The 16,764-nt window shown below is 35.5% G+C and carries 14 protein-coding genes; 11 read left to right on the top strand and 3 right to left on the bottom strand.

Features of this window, described 5'->3' with window-relative positions; translation table 11 throughout:
* Positions 1-51 precede the first annotated feature (51 nt).
* The 7 genes from LD272_RS09265 (at position 52) to LD272_RS09295 (ending at position 8,466) form a co-directional block, all read left to right on the top strand.
* Positions 52-429 carry a hypothetical protein gene (locus tag LD272_RS09265; protein WP_226036323.1) on the top strand — a complete coding sequence of 126 codons (378 nt, stop codon included), beginning with the start codon at positions 52-54 and terminating at the stop codon, positions 427-429.
* A 267-nt stretch (positions 430-696) separates the two neighbouring features.
* Positions 697-1,164, top strand: coding sequence for a competence protein ComK (locus LD272_RS09270; protein ID WP_226036324.1), 468 nt, complete (start codon positions 697-699; stop codon positions 1,162-1,164).
* A gap of 233 nt (positions 1,165-1,397) precedes the next feature.
* Entirely contained in the window at positions 1,398-2,039 is a 642-nt protein-coding gene (locus LD272_RS09275) for a hypothetical protein (RefSeq protein WP_226036325.1), read from the top strand.
* Between the two features lie 175 nt (positions 2,040-2,214).
* Positions 2,215-3,105, top strand: coding sequence for a TetR/AcrR family transcriptional regulator (locus LD272_RS09280; protein WP_226036326.1), 891 nt, complete (start codon positions 2,215-2,217; stop codon positions 3,103-3,105).
* Between the two features lie 15 nt (positions 3,106-3,120).
* Complete coding sequence (locus LD272_RS09285) at positions 3,121-3,987, top strand: efflux RND transporter periplasmic adaptor subunit (protein WP_226036327.1); 867 nt, start codon at positions 3,121-3,123, stop codon at positions 3,985-3,987.
* Positions 3,988-3,989: 2 nt separating this feature from the next.
* On the top strand, positions 3,990-7,079 hold the full coding sequence (locus LD272_RS09290) for an efflux RND transporter permease subunit (protein ID WP_226036328.1): 3,090 nt from the start codon (positions 3,990-3,992) through the stop codon (positions 7,077-7,079).
* Between the two features lie 313 nt (positions 7,080-7,392).
* Positions 7,393-8,466, top strand: coding sequence for an MraY family glycosyltransferase (locus tag LD272_RS09295; protein ID WP_439647391.1), 1,074 nt, complete (start codon positions 7,393-7,395; stop codon positions 8,464-8,466).
* Positions 8,467-8,472: 6 nt separating this feature from the next.
* Here the strand turns inward: LD272_RS09295 and LD272_RS09300 are convergent, their stop codons facing one another.
* The gene (locus LD272_RS09300) at positions 8,473-9,447 is read right to left on the bottom strand and encodes an LCP family protein (RefSeq protein ID WP_226036330.1); all 975 of its coding nucleotides are present in this window, start codon (positions 9,445-9,447) and stop codon (positions 8,473-8,475) included.
* A gap of 380 nt (positions 9,448-9,827) precedes the next feature.
* Between LD272_RS09300 and LD272_RS09305 the strand changes: the two genes are divergently transcribed.
* Together LD272_RS09305 and LD272_RS09310 are read left to right on the top strand one after the other, a co-directional pair.
* On the top strand, positions 9,828-10,724 hold the full coding sequence (locus tag LD272_RS09305) for a hypothetical protein (protein WP_226036331.1): 897 nt from the start codon (positions 9,828-9,830) through the stop codon (positions 10,722-10,724).
* 8 nt (positions 10,725-10,732) lie between these two features.
* Positions 10,733-12,151, top strand: coding sequence for a lipopolysaccharide biosynthesis protein (locus LD272_RS09310; protein ID WP_226036332.1), 1,419 nt, complete (start codon positions 10,733-10,735; stop codon positions 12,149-12,151).
* Between the two features lie 107 nt (positions 12,152-12,258).
* Here LD272_RS09310 and LD272_RS09315 read toward each other — a convergent pair whose 3' ends face one another.
* Together LD272_RS09315 and LD272_RS09320 are read right to left on the bottom strand one after the other, a co-directional pair.
* Entirely contained in the window at positions 12,259-13,620 is a 1,362-nt protein-coding gene (locus LD272_RS09315; protein WP_226036333.1) for an O-antigen ligase family protein, read from the bottom strand.
* A gap of 53 nt (positions 13,621-13,673) precedes the next feature.
* Positions 13,674-14,459, bottom strand: a complete 786-nt coding sequence (locus tag LD272_RS09320) for a glycosyltransferase family 2 protein (protein ID WP_226036334.1) — start codon at positions 14,457-14,459, stop codon at positions 13,674-13,676.
* Between the two features lie 331 nt (positions 14,460-14,790).
* On the opposite strand from LD272_RS09320, the gene LD272_RS09325 reads away from it, so the two are divergent.
* Positions 14,791-15,963: a glycosyltransferase family 4 protein gene (locus tag LD272_RS09325; protein WP_226036335.1), complete on the top strand. Its 1,173-nt coding sequence runs from the start codon at positions 14,791-14,793 to the stop codon at positions 15,961-15,963.
* Entirely contained in the window at positions 15,963-16,730 is a 768-nt protein-coding gene (locus tag LD272_RS09330) for a glycosyltransferase family 2 protein (RefSeq protein ID WP_226036336.1), read from the top strand. Before LD272_RS09325 ends, LD272_RS09330 begins: the two co-directional genes overlap by 1 nt.
* Positions 16,731-16,764 lie beyond the last annotated feature (34 nt).

A 16,764-nucleotide genomic window follows, 5' to 3' on the forward strand; every position in this document is an offset into this window, starting at 1 on the left:
CGGGAATTGGGAAAGCTAATATAGACTAAAGTTACAAGGAGGAAAAACCCAATGGATAAAAAATGGTTATTAAAGATTGGTACCCCATTGTTTGCACTTTCACTAGCAACAGCATGTGCTGGTAACGAAGAAGAAGAAACCCCACCAACAGATGAAGAGGCGCCAGCCGACGAAATTGAAGAAGAAATGGACGATGCGGTCGATCCTGAAAACGGTGGAGAAGATGGCGGGAATGGAGAAACAGATCAAAATTTAGAAGATGAAGGTACAAATGGAAATCAAGGTGAAGAAGGTACGAATGGTGGACAAGGCGAAGAGGGTACAAACGGAGGTCAAGGTGAAGACAATGGCCTGACAGATGAAAACATGGGTGATGATATTACCAACGAAGATACTATGGGTGACGAAGAAGGAAATGGAAACAATTAATCTTCTTGACAGACTGAGGGATCCAGTTTTACTGGATCTCTCTTCTTTTTGATGTAAATGTAAAATTTTTCTAGTAACCAAAATTATATCATAGCAAAACAGACGCACAGTTTGAATCTATTTTTAGTAACTTTTAAAAAATTGACATATTTATACAACAAAAACACCATTTAATTTACAAATTATAACCAATTTCTTAGTTATATAGTATTATATTTCTTGTAACATAATATTTTAACACTAAAAAAGACACCAGGAGGAAAGAGAATGGAACAAATATTTACAAAACAGTATCATATTTCGAACGATACAATGACAATTGAACCAAAGTCTGTTGAAAATTATCGAACACTAATTGTAGAACCGGGTAAACAAATTTACACAACGAGAAGCCTAAATCAAATTTTAAATGATAGCTGCATCAGATCTGGTGCATCTTTAGATGGGAGAAGAATGGCAGCAGGAAAAATACTAGAAACAAGCAAAAAGATTCCAGTACCAGTAAGTCCAGAGCAAAATATCTATTTGATGCCAACTTGTGCAATAAAAGAAAAAGAATGTGCATATATTTCATTTATCCACATTAAACACTATTCTGAACAAGACAAGAAAACGCTGGTTGTTTTTAACAATGGGTATAAGATAATCGTTGATACCTCAAGAAAATCGTTTAATCAATTATATAATCGCACGTCAAACATAATGGTCTACTTTAATTATAAAAATCAATTTTAAGATACAAGTGTCCCTAAAACATACTTAGCATAAAGCTAGTCATAACAAAAAGGCTTGCAAGAAACTGTAAACGCTTTCTAAACAAGCCTTTTAAATGATTGAATCATCATTTAGATAGAGTTAATAAAATTGTTAACGGATTTTAATATTAAGCATCGATTCCCGTATGGTATCATAGAATGAAGCATCATTAGCCTCCCAGAAATACTTCAAATAAAAAGGAGGAATACGAGATGGTACAAAAAGGTTATCATGCTGCTGGTGATATTAAAAAGGTGTTAATCGATAATCAAAAGCAACTAGTCGAGAATACAAATGGGCAAAATTATCAAGTATATACATTTTTACATGAACAGTTTCACAGCGGTGACACTAAAAACAACGGACTATTTCATTTTGTCTGCCGGTCCTTCTACAATCTGGACAATCTTAGTGTAACAGCTGAATTTGAGCAAAAGTATTTTGAACTGATTGAACGAGAAAGACTAAACGACAACAGGCCAAATATTGTAGAGATAACGAATGCTCTTTACCAAGTTAAAAATAGGAACGGCAATCCATCCATGAAGTTTCCGCTCGTGATCAGTATGCTCCATCTCAAAAATCCCTATTTCCCAACCTTTGATAATAATGTTGCAACTTTATTTGGGTTTACATCTACTAATCACTTAGCAGGATTTAATAGAAAAATGAAACGGTTGATTGAACAATACCGCCATTTATTTGTTACCTACCAACAATTGCTTGGTGATTCTGATATCATTAATTTAATTAATCAAATCGAGAAAAAAATGAACGATAACAAGTATAGTCGGTTACCAAAGATAAAGAAGTTAGATTTGCTTATTAACGAGGCAACAGAATTATTGAAGTAACAACAGTTGCAAACGAATTGTACAAAATGGTATAGTATAAAAAGTGATGACTGACTGGTCAGTGAGTGGTGATTTAACCACAAAAGCGGATCGGTCATATTTCTTTTGTTTGAACAGATGTGACTGACTAGTCAGTCACAAAAATAACCGTGAAATGAAAATAGGTGAGAAATAGATGAACGAAAAAAAGAAGAAGATTATCGAAGAAAGCATTAAATTATTTGCCAAAAAAGGGTTTCATGCGACATCGATTCAACAAATCGTTGATGAAAGCAACGTATCAAAAGGAGCTTTTTATTTATACTTCAAGTCAAAAGAAGATTTAACGGTAGCCATTTTTGAGTATTATTCATCCGTTATCTTTGAAAGGATAGGCAAAATAGTAGCAAACGAAAAAGATCCGACACAAAGTCTTATCCGCCAAACTGAGGTTTTCTTAGAAATGTTAAGTGATCACAAAGAATACATTATTATGCACTTCAGGGATAATCTACAGTTAGGCGACAAATTAGATCATTTCATTTTGAACATGAATAAGCAGAGCTATGAATGGACAAAAATGAATTTACTTCAAATCTATGGTGATGATGTTGAGCCTTACATAGTTGATGCGTCAATCCAGTTAGATGGCGTGCTACAAAGTTATTGCAAGAGCATAGTACTCCATGATTTAAAAATAAATTCAGGAGGATTAGCTGCCTTTATTGTTAAGCGGTTAGATGATCTCGTCCAAGGAATGCTCAACAGTGGAGATACGCCTCAATTTACCGTTGAACAGTTAAGCTATCACAGCTTATGTAAGAATGAAAGTCCAACAGAAAGTGACCAAGTAAATGATCTAATCGATCAAATCAAAGAGAAATTAAACCAGTTACCTTTAGATGTCGATACGAACAAACAGCTGAAAGAAGCTGCTCAATTAATAACTAGTGAACTAGCTAAGCAAAATCCGAAAATGGTTATTATCCAAGGAATGCTTACTCATTTTCAAGCAATCCCAGAATTAAAGCTTGAATGCGAACAAATTGCTAACATTTTAACTATTAACTTATTATTGCAGGATTAAAGAGAGGGGATTATTATGAAGAAATTTTTACTGCCAATGGTTGCATTAATGCTGCTACTGGCTGCATGTACAGAGGATGATACATCAGATAAGCAAGAAACAGAAAGAGTAACGCCGGTAGAGGTAGGCGAAGTCATTCAACAAGACTTAGTTGTTGAGAAAAGATTCTACGGTAGAACAATGCCTGAAGAAAATACACCAGTCGTATCACAAGCTCCAGGGGAAATTGACTCACTAGAAGTAGCTAAAGGTGATCAAGTCGAAGAGGAAGACCTGCTGGCAACAGTTAAACGAGCAGATGGACGCGGTACAATTGATATTGAAGCTCCTTCTAGTGGCGAAGTATCAACCTTAAATGCAAAAGAAGGTGGCATGGTATCAAATACGGATCCATTTGCCATGATTGTAAATATAGATACGATTAAAATCCAACTAAATGTAACGGCTGAAAATCTTTCTATCTTCGAAGATAATGACGAAGCCACTGTTCGTTTTGATTCAATTGATTTAGAAGAAAAAGCCGAGATAGACTATGTGCCTTCCGTTGCTGGTGAGACAGGTTTATACACAGTAGAACTATCTGTAGATAATAAAGATAAGAAAATTAAGCCTGGTATGACAGCTGTCGTTTATTTGCCAGAAAGTGTTGTTAAAGATTCATTACAAATCCCTACAACTGCTTTAGTTGAGGAAACGGATCAAGCGTATGTTTATAAAATTGAAGATGATAAGGCAACGAAGGTTAAGATTACAGTTATCGAATCAAAGTCAGACCTAACAGCAATTGAAGGAGAAATAAGTGCGGGGGATACAGTAGTAACAAGTGGTCAACTAACCCTGACAGACGGCAGTAAAGTAGACATCATGAAGGAGGAAGGTTAACCGTGAAGTTAGTAGATACCTCCGTCCGGCGCCCTGTCGGCGTAATCATGATTGTACTTGCAATTATTGCAATCGGCTTTATTTCAGTTAGAAACTTAGCAATTGATCTTTTTCCGGAAATTGATTTACCAATTGCTGTAGTCGCAACCAGTTACCAAGATGCAGCTCCACAAGAGGTAGAGAAACAAGTTAGTCAACCACTTGAAGCCTCATTAAGTACGATAGAAGGGGTGCAAACAATTCAATCACAATCGCAATCAGGCTCATCGCTTGTGATTATGATGTTTGATAATGGAACAAATCTTGACAATGCCTTACTCGAGGTAAGGGAAAGTGTTGATCAGGTAAAAGGAATGCTACCGGAAAGTGCGGGAGATCCAAGTGTACTAAGATTTAATCCGAATCAATTGCCAATTATGTGGGTTGGTCTAACAGGTGACGATACCGTTAAATTACAGCAAATTGCTGAAGACCAAATCGTACCACATTTTGAACGTCAAGGTGGCGTAGCTTCTGTTACTATTGAAGGTGGGGAAGAACGCGTCATTGAACTAGAATTAGATAGAGCGAAACTTGCGCAATATGGTGTGAATTCCGGGGTCATCATGCAGGCATTAAGCGGTGCAAATCAATCCGGATCCGCAGGTGTTGTAGCTAAAGGTGATAAGGACTTACAAGTTCGAATAAACGGAGACTATACCTCTGTTGACGATATTAAACAAACAATTGTTCAAACACCACAAGGAGCTACCATTCATGTTGAAGATGTCGCAACCGTAAATGACACCTTCCAAAAGTCAGGGAGATCGCTTGTTAACGGAGAAGAGGCCGTTGTATTATCAATATTGAAACAGTCGGATGGAAATACAGTAGAAGTATCTGACAACGTCGCAGCAGGTATTGAAGAGTTACAAAAAGACCTGCCGTCAGATGTGAACCTTGAAGTGGTAGTAGATACATCGACATTTGTTAAACAGTCGATTTCGTCAGTTATCCAAAACATGGTTCTAGGTGGGGTATTTGCCTTACTGATTCTGTTGCTATTTTTAAAGAGTTTTCGCGCAACAATTGTAATTGGAGTATCGATTCCAATTGCAATTATCTCAACTTTTACATTACTGTATTTTACAGGAGAAACATTAAACGTATTAACCATGGGTGGATTAGCGCTCGGGGTAGGTATGATGGTCGACAGCTCGATTGTTATTTTGGAAAATATTGTGTCCTACCGACAACGTGGCTATAGTATGGTAGAATCCGCCAAAAAAGGTGCGTCTGAATTAGCTCCTGCAGTAATTGCCTCGACAACAACAACATTGGTCGTATTTTTACCAATCGTGTTTGTAGATGGAATTGCATCAGAGCTATTTACACCACTCGCGCTGACAGTAGCGTTTGCTTTAATCGCATCACTAATTGTTTCCATCACATTAATCCCGATGCTTTCATCGAAGCTATTGTCAAAAGCAATGGAGGATAATGGCCGCAGGTATTGGTTTGACCGATTTTTAGACAAAGTCAATAACGGCTATAAATCAATTCTTAAACGAGTATTGAAATTCAGAAAAACAACAATTGCTGCTACAGTTATAGCGATTGTAGCTAGTCTTGCTTTATTTCCATTGATTGGAACTGAATTCATTCCAGAAGGAGATCAAGGCCAACTAAGTGTTAATTTAGAAACACCAGTTGGAACATCCAGTCAAAAAACAGAAGAAATAGCAGAGCAAGTTAATGACCGATTAGAAGCCTATCAAGATGTCATTGACGTAAGTTACGTGACAATGGCAAGTGGTGATCCGTCTGCTAGCATGATGGGCGGAGGAAGTAGTAATTCAGCTTCTTATACCATTCAACTTGTATCATCAGGCGAACGTGAACAGTCAACAGATCAAATTATGCAAAAAATTGATCAGGATTTAAGCGACATCGTTGGTGCTGAAGTTACCGTAAGTGCTATGGGCGCTGGTGCCATGGGATCAGGTAATCCAATTTCAATTAGCATTAATGGTCCAGAGCATGATGTATTAAGAGAACTTGCAGAGCAAGTAATCTATACTGTTTCAGATGTAGAAGGGGTTATTAACCCGTCAACATCTGTGTCAGATACACAGCCAGAATTAAACGTGACTGTTGACCGAGAGGTTGCCGCTCAGTACGGGTTAACCCATCAAGAAGTCATGAATCAAGTCCGCACGGGATTCACCGGTCAAACGGTCATGCAATACCGTGAAGATGGAGATGAGATGAACGTAACACTCATCTACCCTGAAGATGAACGCAGTACCATTAGTGATTTAGAAACTATGATGATTCAAAATCAACAAGGAACAATGGTGTCACTTTCATCCATTGCAGACTTTGAACAAATACAAGGACCATCAAGTTTATCTAGAGAAAATCAACAAAGACAAGTAAATGTAACAACAGAAATTGTCGACCGCGACCTAGGAAGTGTTAGTGCCGATGTTGAAGCTGCACTTGATAATATGAACTTCCCAGACGATTACAGTTACTCTGTCGGTGGTGAAGCGGAAGATATGGCAGAAGCCTTTGGTGACCTATCCATTGCGCTTGTCCTATCGATTTTCCTAGTTTTCGCAGTGATGGCAATCCAGTTTGAGAACTTCCTATTCCCATTAATCATCATGTTCTCGTTGCCAGCAACTGTCGTCGGTGTACTAGGAGGACTATTTATAACAGGCACACCACTGAGCATAACCGCCTTCATTGGGATCATTATGCTCGCCGGTATCGTAGTTAACAACGCCATCGTACTCGTTGACTACATCAATATCGTCAGACGTCGAGGTGTCGAGCGGTATGAAGCAATACTAGAAGCAGGTGTCAGCAGAATGCGTCCAATTCTAATGACAACACTAACCACAATCCTAGCGATGATTCCATTAGCATTAGGACTAGGTGAAGGTGCCGAAACACAACAACCATTAGCAATCACCGTTATCTTCGGCCTAGCAGTATCCAGTCTGTTTACATTACTGCTAATACCGGTTGTCTACACGTTATTTGATGACCTATCAGACAAAATTAAAGGATTATTTACTAAAAAAGATAAAACGACTGAAGTATAAGCAAAAAAGAAGGAGCATCCAGAGGTGGATGCTCACTTTTTTTAAGTAATGACGTGCGGTCCGAACGTGATTCGCCTCAAGTTTGGAAGGATTCTCCCTAAGTTTTCGGTGATTCGCCCCAAACTTCAGATTATTCGCCCCAAATTCACAGGAATTCGCCCCAAACTTGAAATTATTCGCCTAAAACGGGCAATAATACAAGGAGGCCCTCGAATTATGTTAAGATAAATGAAAATCGAATTCATAATCAAATTAATCTTAAAGATCGACAACTATCAAAATTAAGCAGGGATATCTAATGTTAAATTATCTTTTGTTAAATATAAACAACCTCATAATAGCATTTCTATTATCATTAATATCAACATTACTTCTCGTCTATCCGATAAAGAAACTGGCGATGAAATTTAAAGTAATGGATATACCCGATTATAGAAAAATCCATATTACACCGACGCCTAGGCTCGGTGGTTTAGCAATATTTTTAGGAACTTGTATAGGATTAGTTTATTTACAACCTACACATGAACATTTTCCTGAGATTATTATTGGCGCATTAATTATTGTAGCAACCGGCATTTTAGATGATAAATTTCAGATTAGACCTATCATAAAACTGTCTGGTCAATTGTTGGCAGCAGGAGTTTTAGTTTATAGTGGATTAATTATTGAAAGGATCACACTGCCATTTATTGGTCTAATTGAACTTCAAAATTTCAGCATTATTATTACCGTTCTATGGGTTGTAGGAATTGCCAACGCAATAAATCTAATTGATGGATTAGATGGTTTAGCATCTGGAGTTTCAACAATTGCTCTGACAAGTATTCTTATTATGGCAGTAGCAGACCATAGCTTAATTGTGGTTTATTTCTGTATTGTTCTAATTGGAAGTAATCTCGGATTTCTTTTTCACAATTTCCACCCAGCAAAAATATATATGGGTGATACAGGCTCGATGTTTTTAGGGTATTCAATCGCAGTTATATCCATGTTAGGGTTATTCAAAAATGTTACATTGTTTAGCTTCGTAATTCCTGTGATCGTCCTAGCAGTGCCTATTTTTGATACACTATTTTCTATTCTAAGACGGATGGTAAATAAAGAAGGTATAATGATGCCGGATAAAAAGCATATCCATTATCAATTGTTAGCAGTAGGGTTTAGTCATAAAAATACAGTTCTCTTCTTATATGCCTTCAGTGCCGTTTTTGGAGCATTAGCTATCTTATTTTCTAATGCATCATTAGGTTTATCTCTAATTATTACCTTAATACTTCTTTTCTTATTGCAGCTATTTGCGGAACTAGTAGGGGTTATCGGGAAGGGAAGGAAGCCTTTATTGGATTTAAGTAAAAAAATGCTTAAGAGGTTAAAGTTAATGTGAATAATTTTAAGTTGAATTTTCACTTAAGTTTAAATGCTCTCTTAAAGTGCGGCTAACTGCATTTACAGAGGATTGTTCGGTGGTGATATATGAGACGCCATTAATCATGGCCGGACGTCCTTCAATAGTAAGTTCTTCAATCGTAGATGTATCAAAACTTCCATACTCTTGATAGAAATTTAGTAACTCTTTTAGCTTCATGTTAGAGACAATAGTATTACCATATTCTTCAGCTAAATCATCGAATTTGAATACGGTGGTTGGAGAAGCTAATTTTGAGATAATTGCTTTTATAATCTCTTTCTGCCTTTCTCCTCTACCTATATCGCCTTCTGGGTCCTGCATTCTCATTCGTGCAAATCCTAGAGCTTGTTCCCCGTCTAATTGCATATCGCCTTTTGTATAGTACAGTTTCCCGTTATCTACATCGCTATCTTCTGAGAAATCAAACGGAACATTAACATTAATACCTCCTATAATATCCACTACATTTTTAAAACCTTCAAAATTAACAGTTGTATAATAATCAATAGGTATATTAAGAAATTTCTCTACTGTGTTGATGGTCATTGCAGGACCGCCAAACACGTAGGAATGATTAATCTTGTCCTTTTTATCCATGCCAGCAATAGGAACTAGCGTATCTCTTGGAATACTTAACATTTTCATGGTTTCATTACTTTGATTAAAAGTAACCACAATAATCGCGTCAGCTCTACCATTACTTGCAGTAGCGGAATAATCCTCTATCCCAAGGAGTAGGACCGAAATAGGGTCTTTTGCAATAGATACAGCTTTCTTTCTTAAATCAGATTTTTCTCTCCCTAAGTCGTCATAAGAATCCTCAGTAGCAGCGTAGCCTTGATAAAATAGGTAGCTTACCGTGCCAAGAATACCGATAGCTAATAGTAGCAAGACAATCTTTAATGTTCCGATAAAATGTTTCTTTTTCTTGTTTGTTTTTAGTTCATGTCTGTCCATTAGTATTCTCCTTAAATCGTATAAAATAATAGAGTAAACAAGTTTGGCAAATTAAAATTAGCTTTTTAATGTTAATATAACCGAAAATACTAAACGCTAATACAATTATAGGAGATTTATAATGAGGATTAGAAAGCAATGGACCTCCTGTAATAAACGTAGTTGTTATTATCTGAAGGTATATACTTATAATCGGTGTATATCTTAATAACTCATTCGCCTCAGATAATTTTACTTTGATAGCATCCGTTTATAATTTGCATAACGTGTCTAAAATAAAAGTAATAGTAGCTGTTAGTTTGGCACTCAAATTTCGTAATTTATTTCCCCAACTTCCATCACTATTAAATCTATCAAAAACATAAGTGGAGGCAGGGACCTTGAATAAAACGGTGAAATATTTAACATATAAGTCATTGAATAAAATATATCAACTTAAATATGGTGCACTAAAGTCTAACAAATCAAACCGCAGGATTATGTTCTTTCCGGAAATACCTCGGGAATTTTACTGTGTAAGCAGAATTTGTCGACTTCTTAAAATAGAAATGATTGGCTACAGTTCTTCTATTAACCCTCCATTAGTAATTGCTTTTGAAGATTCCACTGAATCCAACTTAGATGTTAATGAATATATAAAACGAACACATAGGGTCGATTTTACTGCAGACATCCTAAATGTAGATTGTACCAATATAAGTAAGAGTTACGTAGGAGAAATTTTTAAAACGGTTTTTAATTATTCATTGAATGTCGATCCTACTGAATTTACAGGTGAAGTTGTAAAAAAGTCAGATATAAATGGTTTACATGATGGGCAAATAATAAGCTGTCCAGTTGAGGAATCAAAAGTGGATAAGGAAGCTTCTTATACAGTTCTTGTCGATAATACGATAACCGAGGATGACAATACTGTAGAAGATTTAAGGGTTTCTATTATGGGAGGGCAAATTCCATTAGTTTATCAGAAAAGAAGAAATATAAGTAATAGATTTGCAAATGTTAACGAATCAATAATCATCGGAAATAAGGATAGGCTTTTTAGCAAGGAAGAGCAATCGAATATTTTAGAGTTTTCTGATAGGATGGGACTTAATCTTGGCGAACTAGACATCTTAAGAGATAAAAAAACGAAGCGGATCTATATAGTTGATGTTAACAAGACAATGACAGGTCCACCTCCACAATTAACTCGAAAAGACTTTTTGCGAGCGTTATTAATACTAGCGAATGGTTTCGAAAAGAATATTGTAACTAAACAAAACTTGGAAACTTAGGTGAAAATATGTCTTTTTTTAAAAATTCCTTGTGGTCATTTACAGGTCAAGTAGGTATTCAGTTTCTTGGAGTATTAACGAACATTGTGCTAGCAAGAATGCTATATCCTGAGATTTTTGGTGTACTAGGGATGGCAATGGTATTTGCGGGTGTTGTTATCATTACCCAAGAAGCTGGACTGAGTTCATACATAGTATATAAAACGCCGCTAACAAAACCTTTGGTTAGTACTAGCTTTTGGTTGAACGTTATCTTATCATTTCTATTATCCGCATTATTATTTTCTCTCTCGGGACTGATTGGTGACTTTTATAATAATACCCAGGTAACTGCAATAGTAAAATTTATTGCAATAGGTTCATTCCTTGGTGGATTTTTTATCACAAGTCGTGCAGTTTTAATGAGGGAAAAGAATTTCAAATTAATTGCAAAAGTTGATTTAATTAGTGAATTAATCGCTAGTATTTCGGCAATTATCCTAGCTGTTCTAGGCTATCATTTATTAGCGATTTCAGTAAGGTATGTAATGAGACCGGCATTACAATCTATTATCTATCTATCAATAAAAGGAAAAGACGTATTAGGGAAGTTTGATATCAAATCGATGAAATCTATTGTTCCGTATAGTAGTAATGTATTAGGTACTCAATTGATGGCATACATGAACAATAATATCGATTATCTGTTTGTTGGTAGAATCTATGGAAGTTATACGTTAGGTTTATACACAATGGCTTGGCAATGGGGTTCATTAATAAGGTTTTATATCGCGGGTTCTATAGGTAAAGTAGCTTTTCCTGAATTGTCTAGATTGAACAATGATTACGAAGCAATAAAAGTTAAATATTTAGACCTGACAAGAAAATTGGCATTCATCGCTTTTCCGATATGCTTTGGTATATCAGCAGTAGCCGATAGCTTTATTGTTATCTTTTATGGGGTGGAATGGAAAAACGTTGGTCCTCTATTACAAATTCTAGTACTCTCAGGTGCTATTAATGCAGTGGGTAGTATTGGAGGACAAGTTTTCCGCGCAACTGGCCGGCCGAAAATAGAACTCATTCTAAGTAGTATCGTTTTCGTTTCCTCTTTACTTTTACTTTTTATCGCTACACGTTTTTCTATTATTTATGTTGCGATAGCAGAAGTTATAAAACTTTCCATCTTAGAGTCATTTAAAGTTAAATTCCTAATAAATCATATTAATTTGAAAGTGAAAGAACTTGTTAGCGTTATCTATGGAAGCTTACTTTCAGCACTAGTAATGTTTGGTGTTGTCAAAGGTATTCAGTTGTTTATTGGGAGCCTCTATGTATCCTTTATCATCTCAATCGTAGTTGGATTTTTGACATATATGCTCGTCTCGAATTTGATCAATAAAACCATGCTTAATTGGGCGTTGTCAAAGCTCAAATTTAATAGATGAAAAGTAGAAATGGTTGCAAACCGCGGCCATTTTTTTGGTGGTTATAGAAGCTGTTTTTACTATAATTTACATGCTGATTTAGTCCATGCCCCGTGTTAAGCATTGGATTAACCCTCAAAACGCAATTCTTTATTATTCAAAAGACCGATTAGGACAAAGAACACGATCATTGATTCGATATTGAAGAAAGATTCTGCAACATATCCCATCACTGCATAAGCAACAACAATACTGTTTATCGTAGCAGCAAGGATTTTTTTGTCGATACGCTTCCTTTTATTAATTGAAATTAAAAAAGTTCGCACGAGTAGATAAATGAGAAATAGTCCATAGACAATCATACCTAGGATTCCATATCGGGCTAATATATATAGATAAGTATTATCGGCGAATGATAACCCCTGTTTCATAGGTCCTATACCTACGATAGGGGATTGTTTGAATTTATCGATGTTAATTTCCCAGTAATAATATCTACTTTTGAAACTTCCTACCGACTCAAGTGATTCCTTTACTCTTTGTCGTCTATCATAGTCGCTCTCATCATAGGAATGGTTGTCTGAGTAACCTCCAGATCCGAGATCAAGTGTATTTGTGATACTAGTTACTGCTGAACCAAGATAGGGAATGTGAGGTATTAAAATAAATCCAATTCCGACAAATACAAGTAATGCAATGGTTGTTTTTATCAGGATCTTTTTAATAGAAGTAACTCTAATCATTAACTGATAAAGACCAATATATATTACTATTCCAAATCCTGTTATTACCGTAGTTCTTGAAGTTGTTAGAAATAGACTAACGATAGTTAATAACGTTAGGCTATAAAGCATTATCGCATGTTTATTGGCAGTTATTTTATACATATATAGGATCGACAATAAGCCAATCAACACAATGAGTAAAAACGATCCGTAAACATTTGGGTTTCCTAAAGTACTAGTGATACGTTGCTGATCAACAATCATCATATGTAGGCTACTGCTCTTCGTATATAAAAGACCGATGTGATTATTACTATTAAACAAATTAAAGAACTGAACAATACCAAATAACTCGATTGTTAATATCGTCCACATCGCTATCGAAATGAATTTATTTAAATCATAAATAAAAAATAATGCGAACAAATAAAACGTGAAATAATAAACGTATCTGTACAGTTCATAAATATCGGTCAGTGCTGTATCCTCTGGAAATAGGATACTTCCATAAATGGTTGAAATAGTAACGCTGAGGCAGGAAATAATAAGGAATAAGACCACAAAATCTCGTTTCAAGATAGTAATCCAATTCTTTAAACGGCGATCTTGGATTAAATAATAGCATAAAAAAAGAAAGCTAATACCAAGAATCGACAGGTCGATTAGCTTTATCGAGATACTACCAAACAGAATTCCTGGGGCAGGAGCAAGTAGTACCATTAACAGCAAAAAGGAACTGATTTGTGTTGAGTTGAAATTCTTCATCGCTTAAAAATCTCCCTATCGTCTACAAGTAACCAATAATAATTACACAAAGATTAGTAGTTGAAAAATGCTAGAAAACAGTTAGCTATCGAGCGTTTTTCTTTAATCAAATTATAATTCTTTATAATGAATGCTACCAACAGTACTAGTCCTTGAAATCTTCCAAACAAACGTTTGAACATGGGTCCCTTACCAACTAATGTTTCCACGTCGAATATATGCAAAGTATCCTTTATCGGGTGATACGATAGTAGTTTAGGCACATAGTCAATCTGGTATCCTTTGTTTTTTAAATCCATTAGAAATATGTTTTCTTCCCCGGACTTATATCTAGTGCCAAGTCCAAATGATTCATCAAAGCCAATGGTATAATCGGGAACTCTTTTCGTTTGAACGAAAATATCGATCGATGCTTGTTGTAAAACTCTTCTCCTTGAAATATTGTTTTCTTCCTCAACGGGATAAACTTTAGGATATCTGTTTTTAATCGGATCCTTATGCATAAAGCAAGCTATTTGCCGTGAAGGACGTTTAAAAAATTGTTCTATATATTCAAAAGCATCTTCTTTATACCAACAATCGTCATCAGAAAAGGTAAGAATATCCCCGTTTACATGTTCTAAACCAACATTTCTTGCAAGAGATAGCCCTCGTTTGTCTAGTTCAATATGGTTAAAAGAAAAACTATATCCGGCTAGCAGGGTGTTTATGACATTGTGATTGTCTTGGCTGATAACAATTAGCTCAAAGTCTTGATTCGTCTGGCTCTCTAAACTATTAAATAGTTGCTTAAGGTCTTGTTGAGATGTCCCGAGTGTTGGTAACAAGAGTGAAATCATTTTCGAGTCTCCTTATCTAAAAGCCTTATACAAGATTGGTATCTATTTTGACTTGGATTTTAAAACCTCGTCGGAATGGTAATAACTATAGAATCTATAAGTTAATCGATAAAAGAAAGAGTGTAGTCCTTTCAACTATAGCAATCGAATGCTAAAAACGATGTCTTTTGTTATTAAGTTTTAGTCAATTAATCTTTACCAACACTTAAAAATTAAATGGAAGATTTGATGTTATTATTTACATGCTTTAGACAAAACAAACGTGGGAGTGCAGAATTCTTATTTGAAAATGACCTTTTATAGGAAGACGTAAGCACAAAGGATGATTTTGTTGAAAATTTTATACATGTCTTGGTTCTCATCAGGAGAAGGATCGAAAATTCATGCCAAAGAGTTTGCTCATGCAATGGAGCTATTAGGAAACGATGTAATTACAAAAGACCTGTCTATCAATAACACGCAATATACAAATGTCAATAACTCAGTGAACAAGGAGAAAAACCGTCGTTCAAGTGTACTAAGAGAATTGAAATCATTAGTAATGGTGGTGATTCGATTTTTAAGATTAATTTACTATTTGATTCTGTATAAGCCTGAACTGATTATCTATCGGTACTCAATCTATGATATAAGCGGAATTTTAGCTGCTAAATTATATAAAGTACCAATTGTATATGAAATCAATGGCTCGATTGAATATGAGCGGAACATTGCCAATAGGTTTTATCTTAAACAATTAGTTACTGCTTCTGAACAATATATTTTCAACGAATCAAACTTAGTATTACTAGTATCAAATGAGTTAAAACGGTATTTTTCCAATAAAAACTATTACCTTGAAAACACCTTAGTTGTTCCAAATGGCGTAGATATGGACAAATTTACTGTTAATACCACGTTGCCAAAAGAAATAGAAAGTATTAAACAATTATGGTCGACCAAGAAGGTCATTGGTTTTTTAGGTAGCTTGAAGTCTTGGCATGGAGCAGAGAGAATCATTGAGATCTTTCCAGACATCCTTGAAAAAAATAAAGAGGTAAGGTATTTAATCATTGGTGATGGGGATAGAAGAGCTGAGACTGAATCGAAAATTAAGCAATATAATTTGCAAGACTATGTTTATATAACGGGTTTTCAGGACTATACTATAATACCTTCCATACTAGATGTGATTGATATTGCAGTAGCTCCGTATCATACCATTGATTTCTTTCACTTTTCTCCACTTAAGGTTATGGAATACATGGCAAAAGGAAAACCGGTGGTTGCTCCTGCGCTAGGTCAATGTGTTGATTTAATTGGACATGACCATGGCATTTTGCTGAAGGAAAATACGGATGCATGTCTCACCAATTCAATCTTAACACTAGTAATGGATGAACATTTGGCTAGGAATATGGGGATAAAAGCTCGCAAGTTCATTGAACAAAACTACACATGGAAACAGAATGCAAGAAGGATTGAAGAAGCATTACAAGGAAAACGTATAAGGAGACCTAGGTGATGACGAGAAACGAGTCATTAGTATCCATTATTACCCCAGCTTTTAATTCAGAAAGATTTATTGGATCGACAATTGATTCGGTAAAAAAACAAACGTATTTAAATTGGGAAATGATTATCATTGATGATTGTTCCACTGATCGAACTGTTGAGCTTGTGGAAGAGAAGAGGCAAAAAGACGATCGGATTAAACTGATTCGCCTAGCGGAAAATAGTGGGGCAGCTGTTGCTAGAAATGCTGGCATTAATAGTGCTCAGGGTAAATTTATAGCTTTTTTAGATAGTGATGATCTATGGACAGATAATAAATTAGAAGAACAAATCCTTTTTATGACTAAAAACAATTATGCGTTTACTTTTAGTAGCTATTCAATTATGGATGAAGAAGGTAATGTCAATCAAGTTAAAAAGATTTTTGTTCCAAAAGAAGTTACATACAAATCATTGCTTAGGAGCCCTGGGACAGTAGGCTGTTTAACTGTCATACTAGATAAGGATAAAATAGAAGATGTTGAGATGCCCAATATTAAATCAAGACAAGACTTTGCATTATGGCTGAAGATACTTCGAAGCGGGAAAAAAGCATTTGGTTTAAACAAAACGTTAGCACATTACCGAAAAGTATCAGGCTCTATTTCTAGTAATAAAATAAAGGCAGCCCAAAAAAATTGGCATGTGTATCGCAGGCTGGAAAAATTAAATACGGTCAGCGCCTCTTGGTATTTTGCTAACTATGCTGTTCGTGCCATCAAAAAAACCTATTTTTAGTTGTTGAGATCTCCAAACTACACCCGGTGCTGCA

Origin of the sequence: Aquibacillus saliphilus (genome assembly GCF_020404745.1) — a bacterium.
GTDB classification, from domain to species: Bacteria; Bacillota; Bacilli; order Bacillales; family Amphibacillaceae; genus Aquibacillus; species Aquibacillus saliphilus.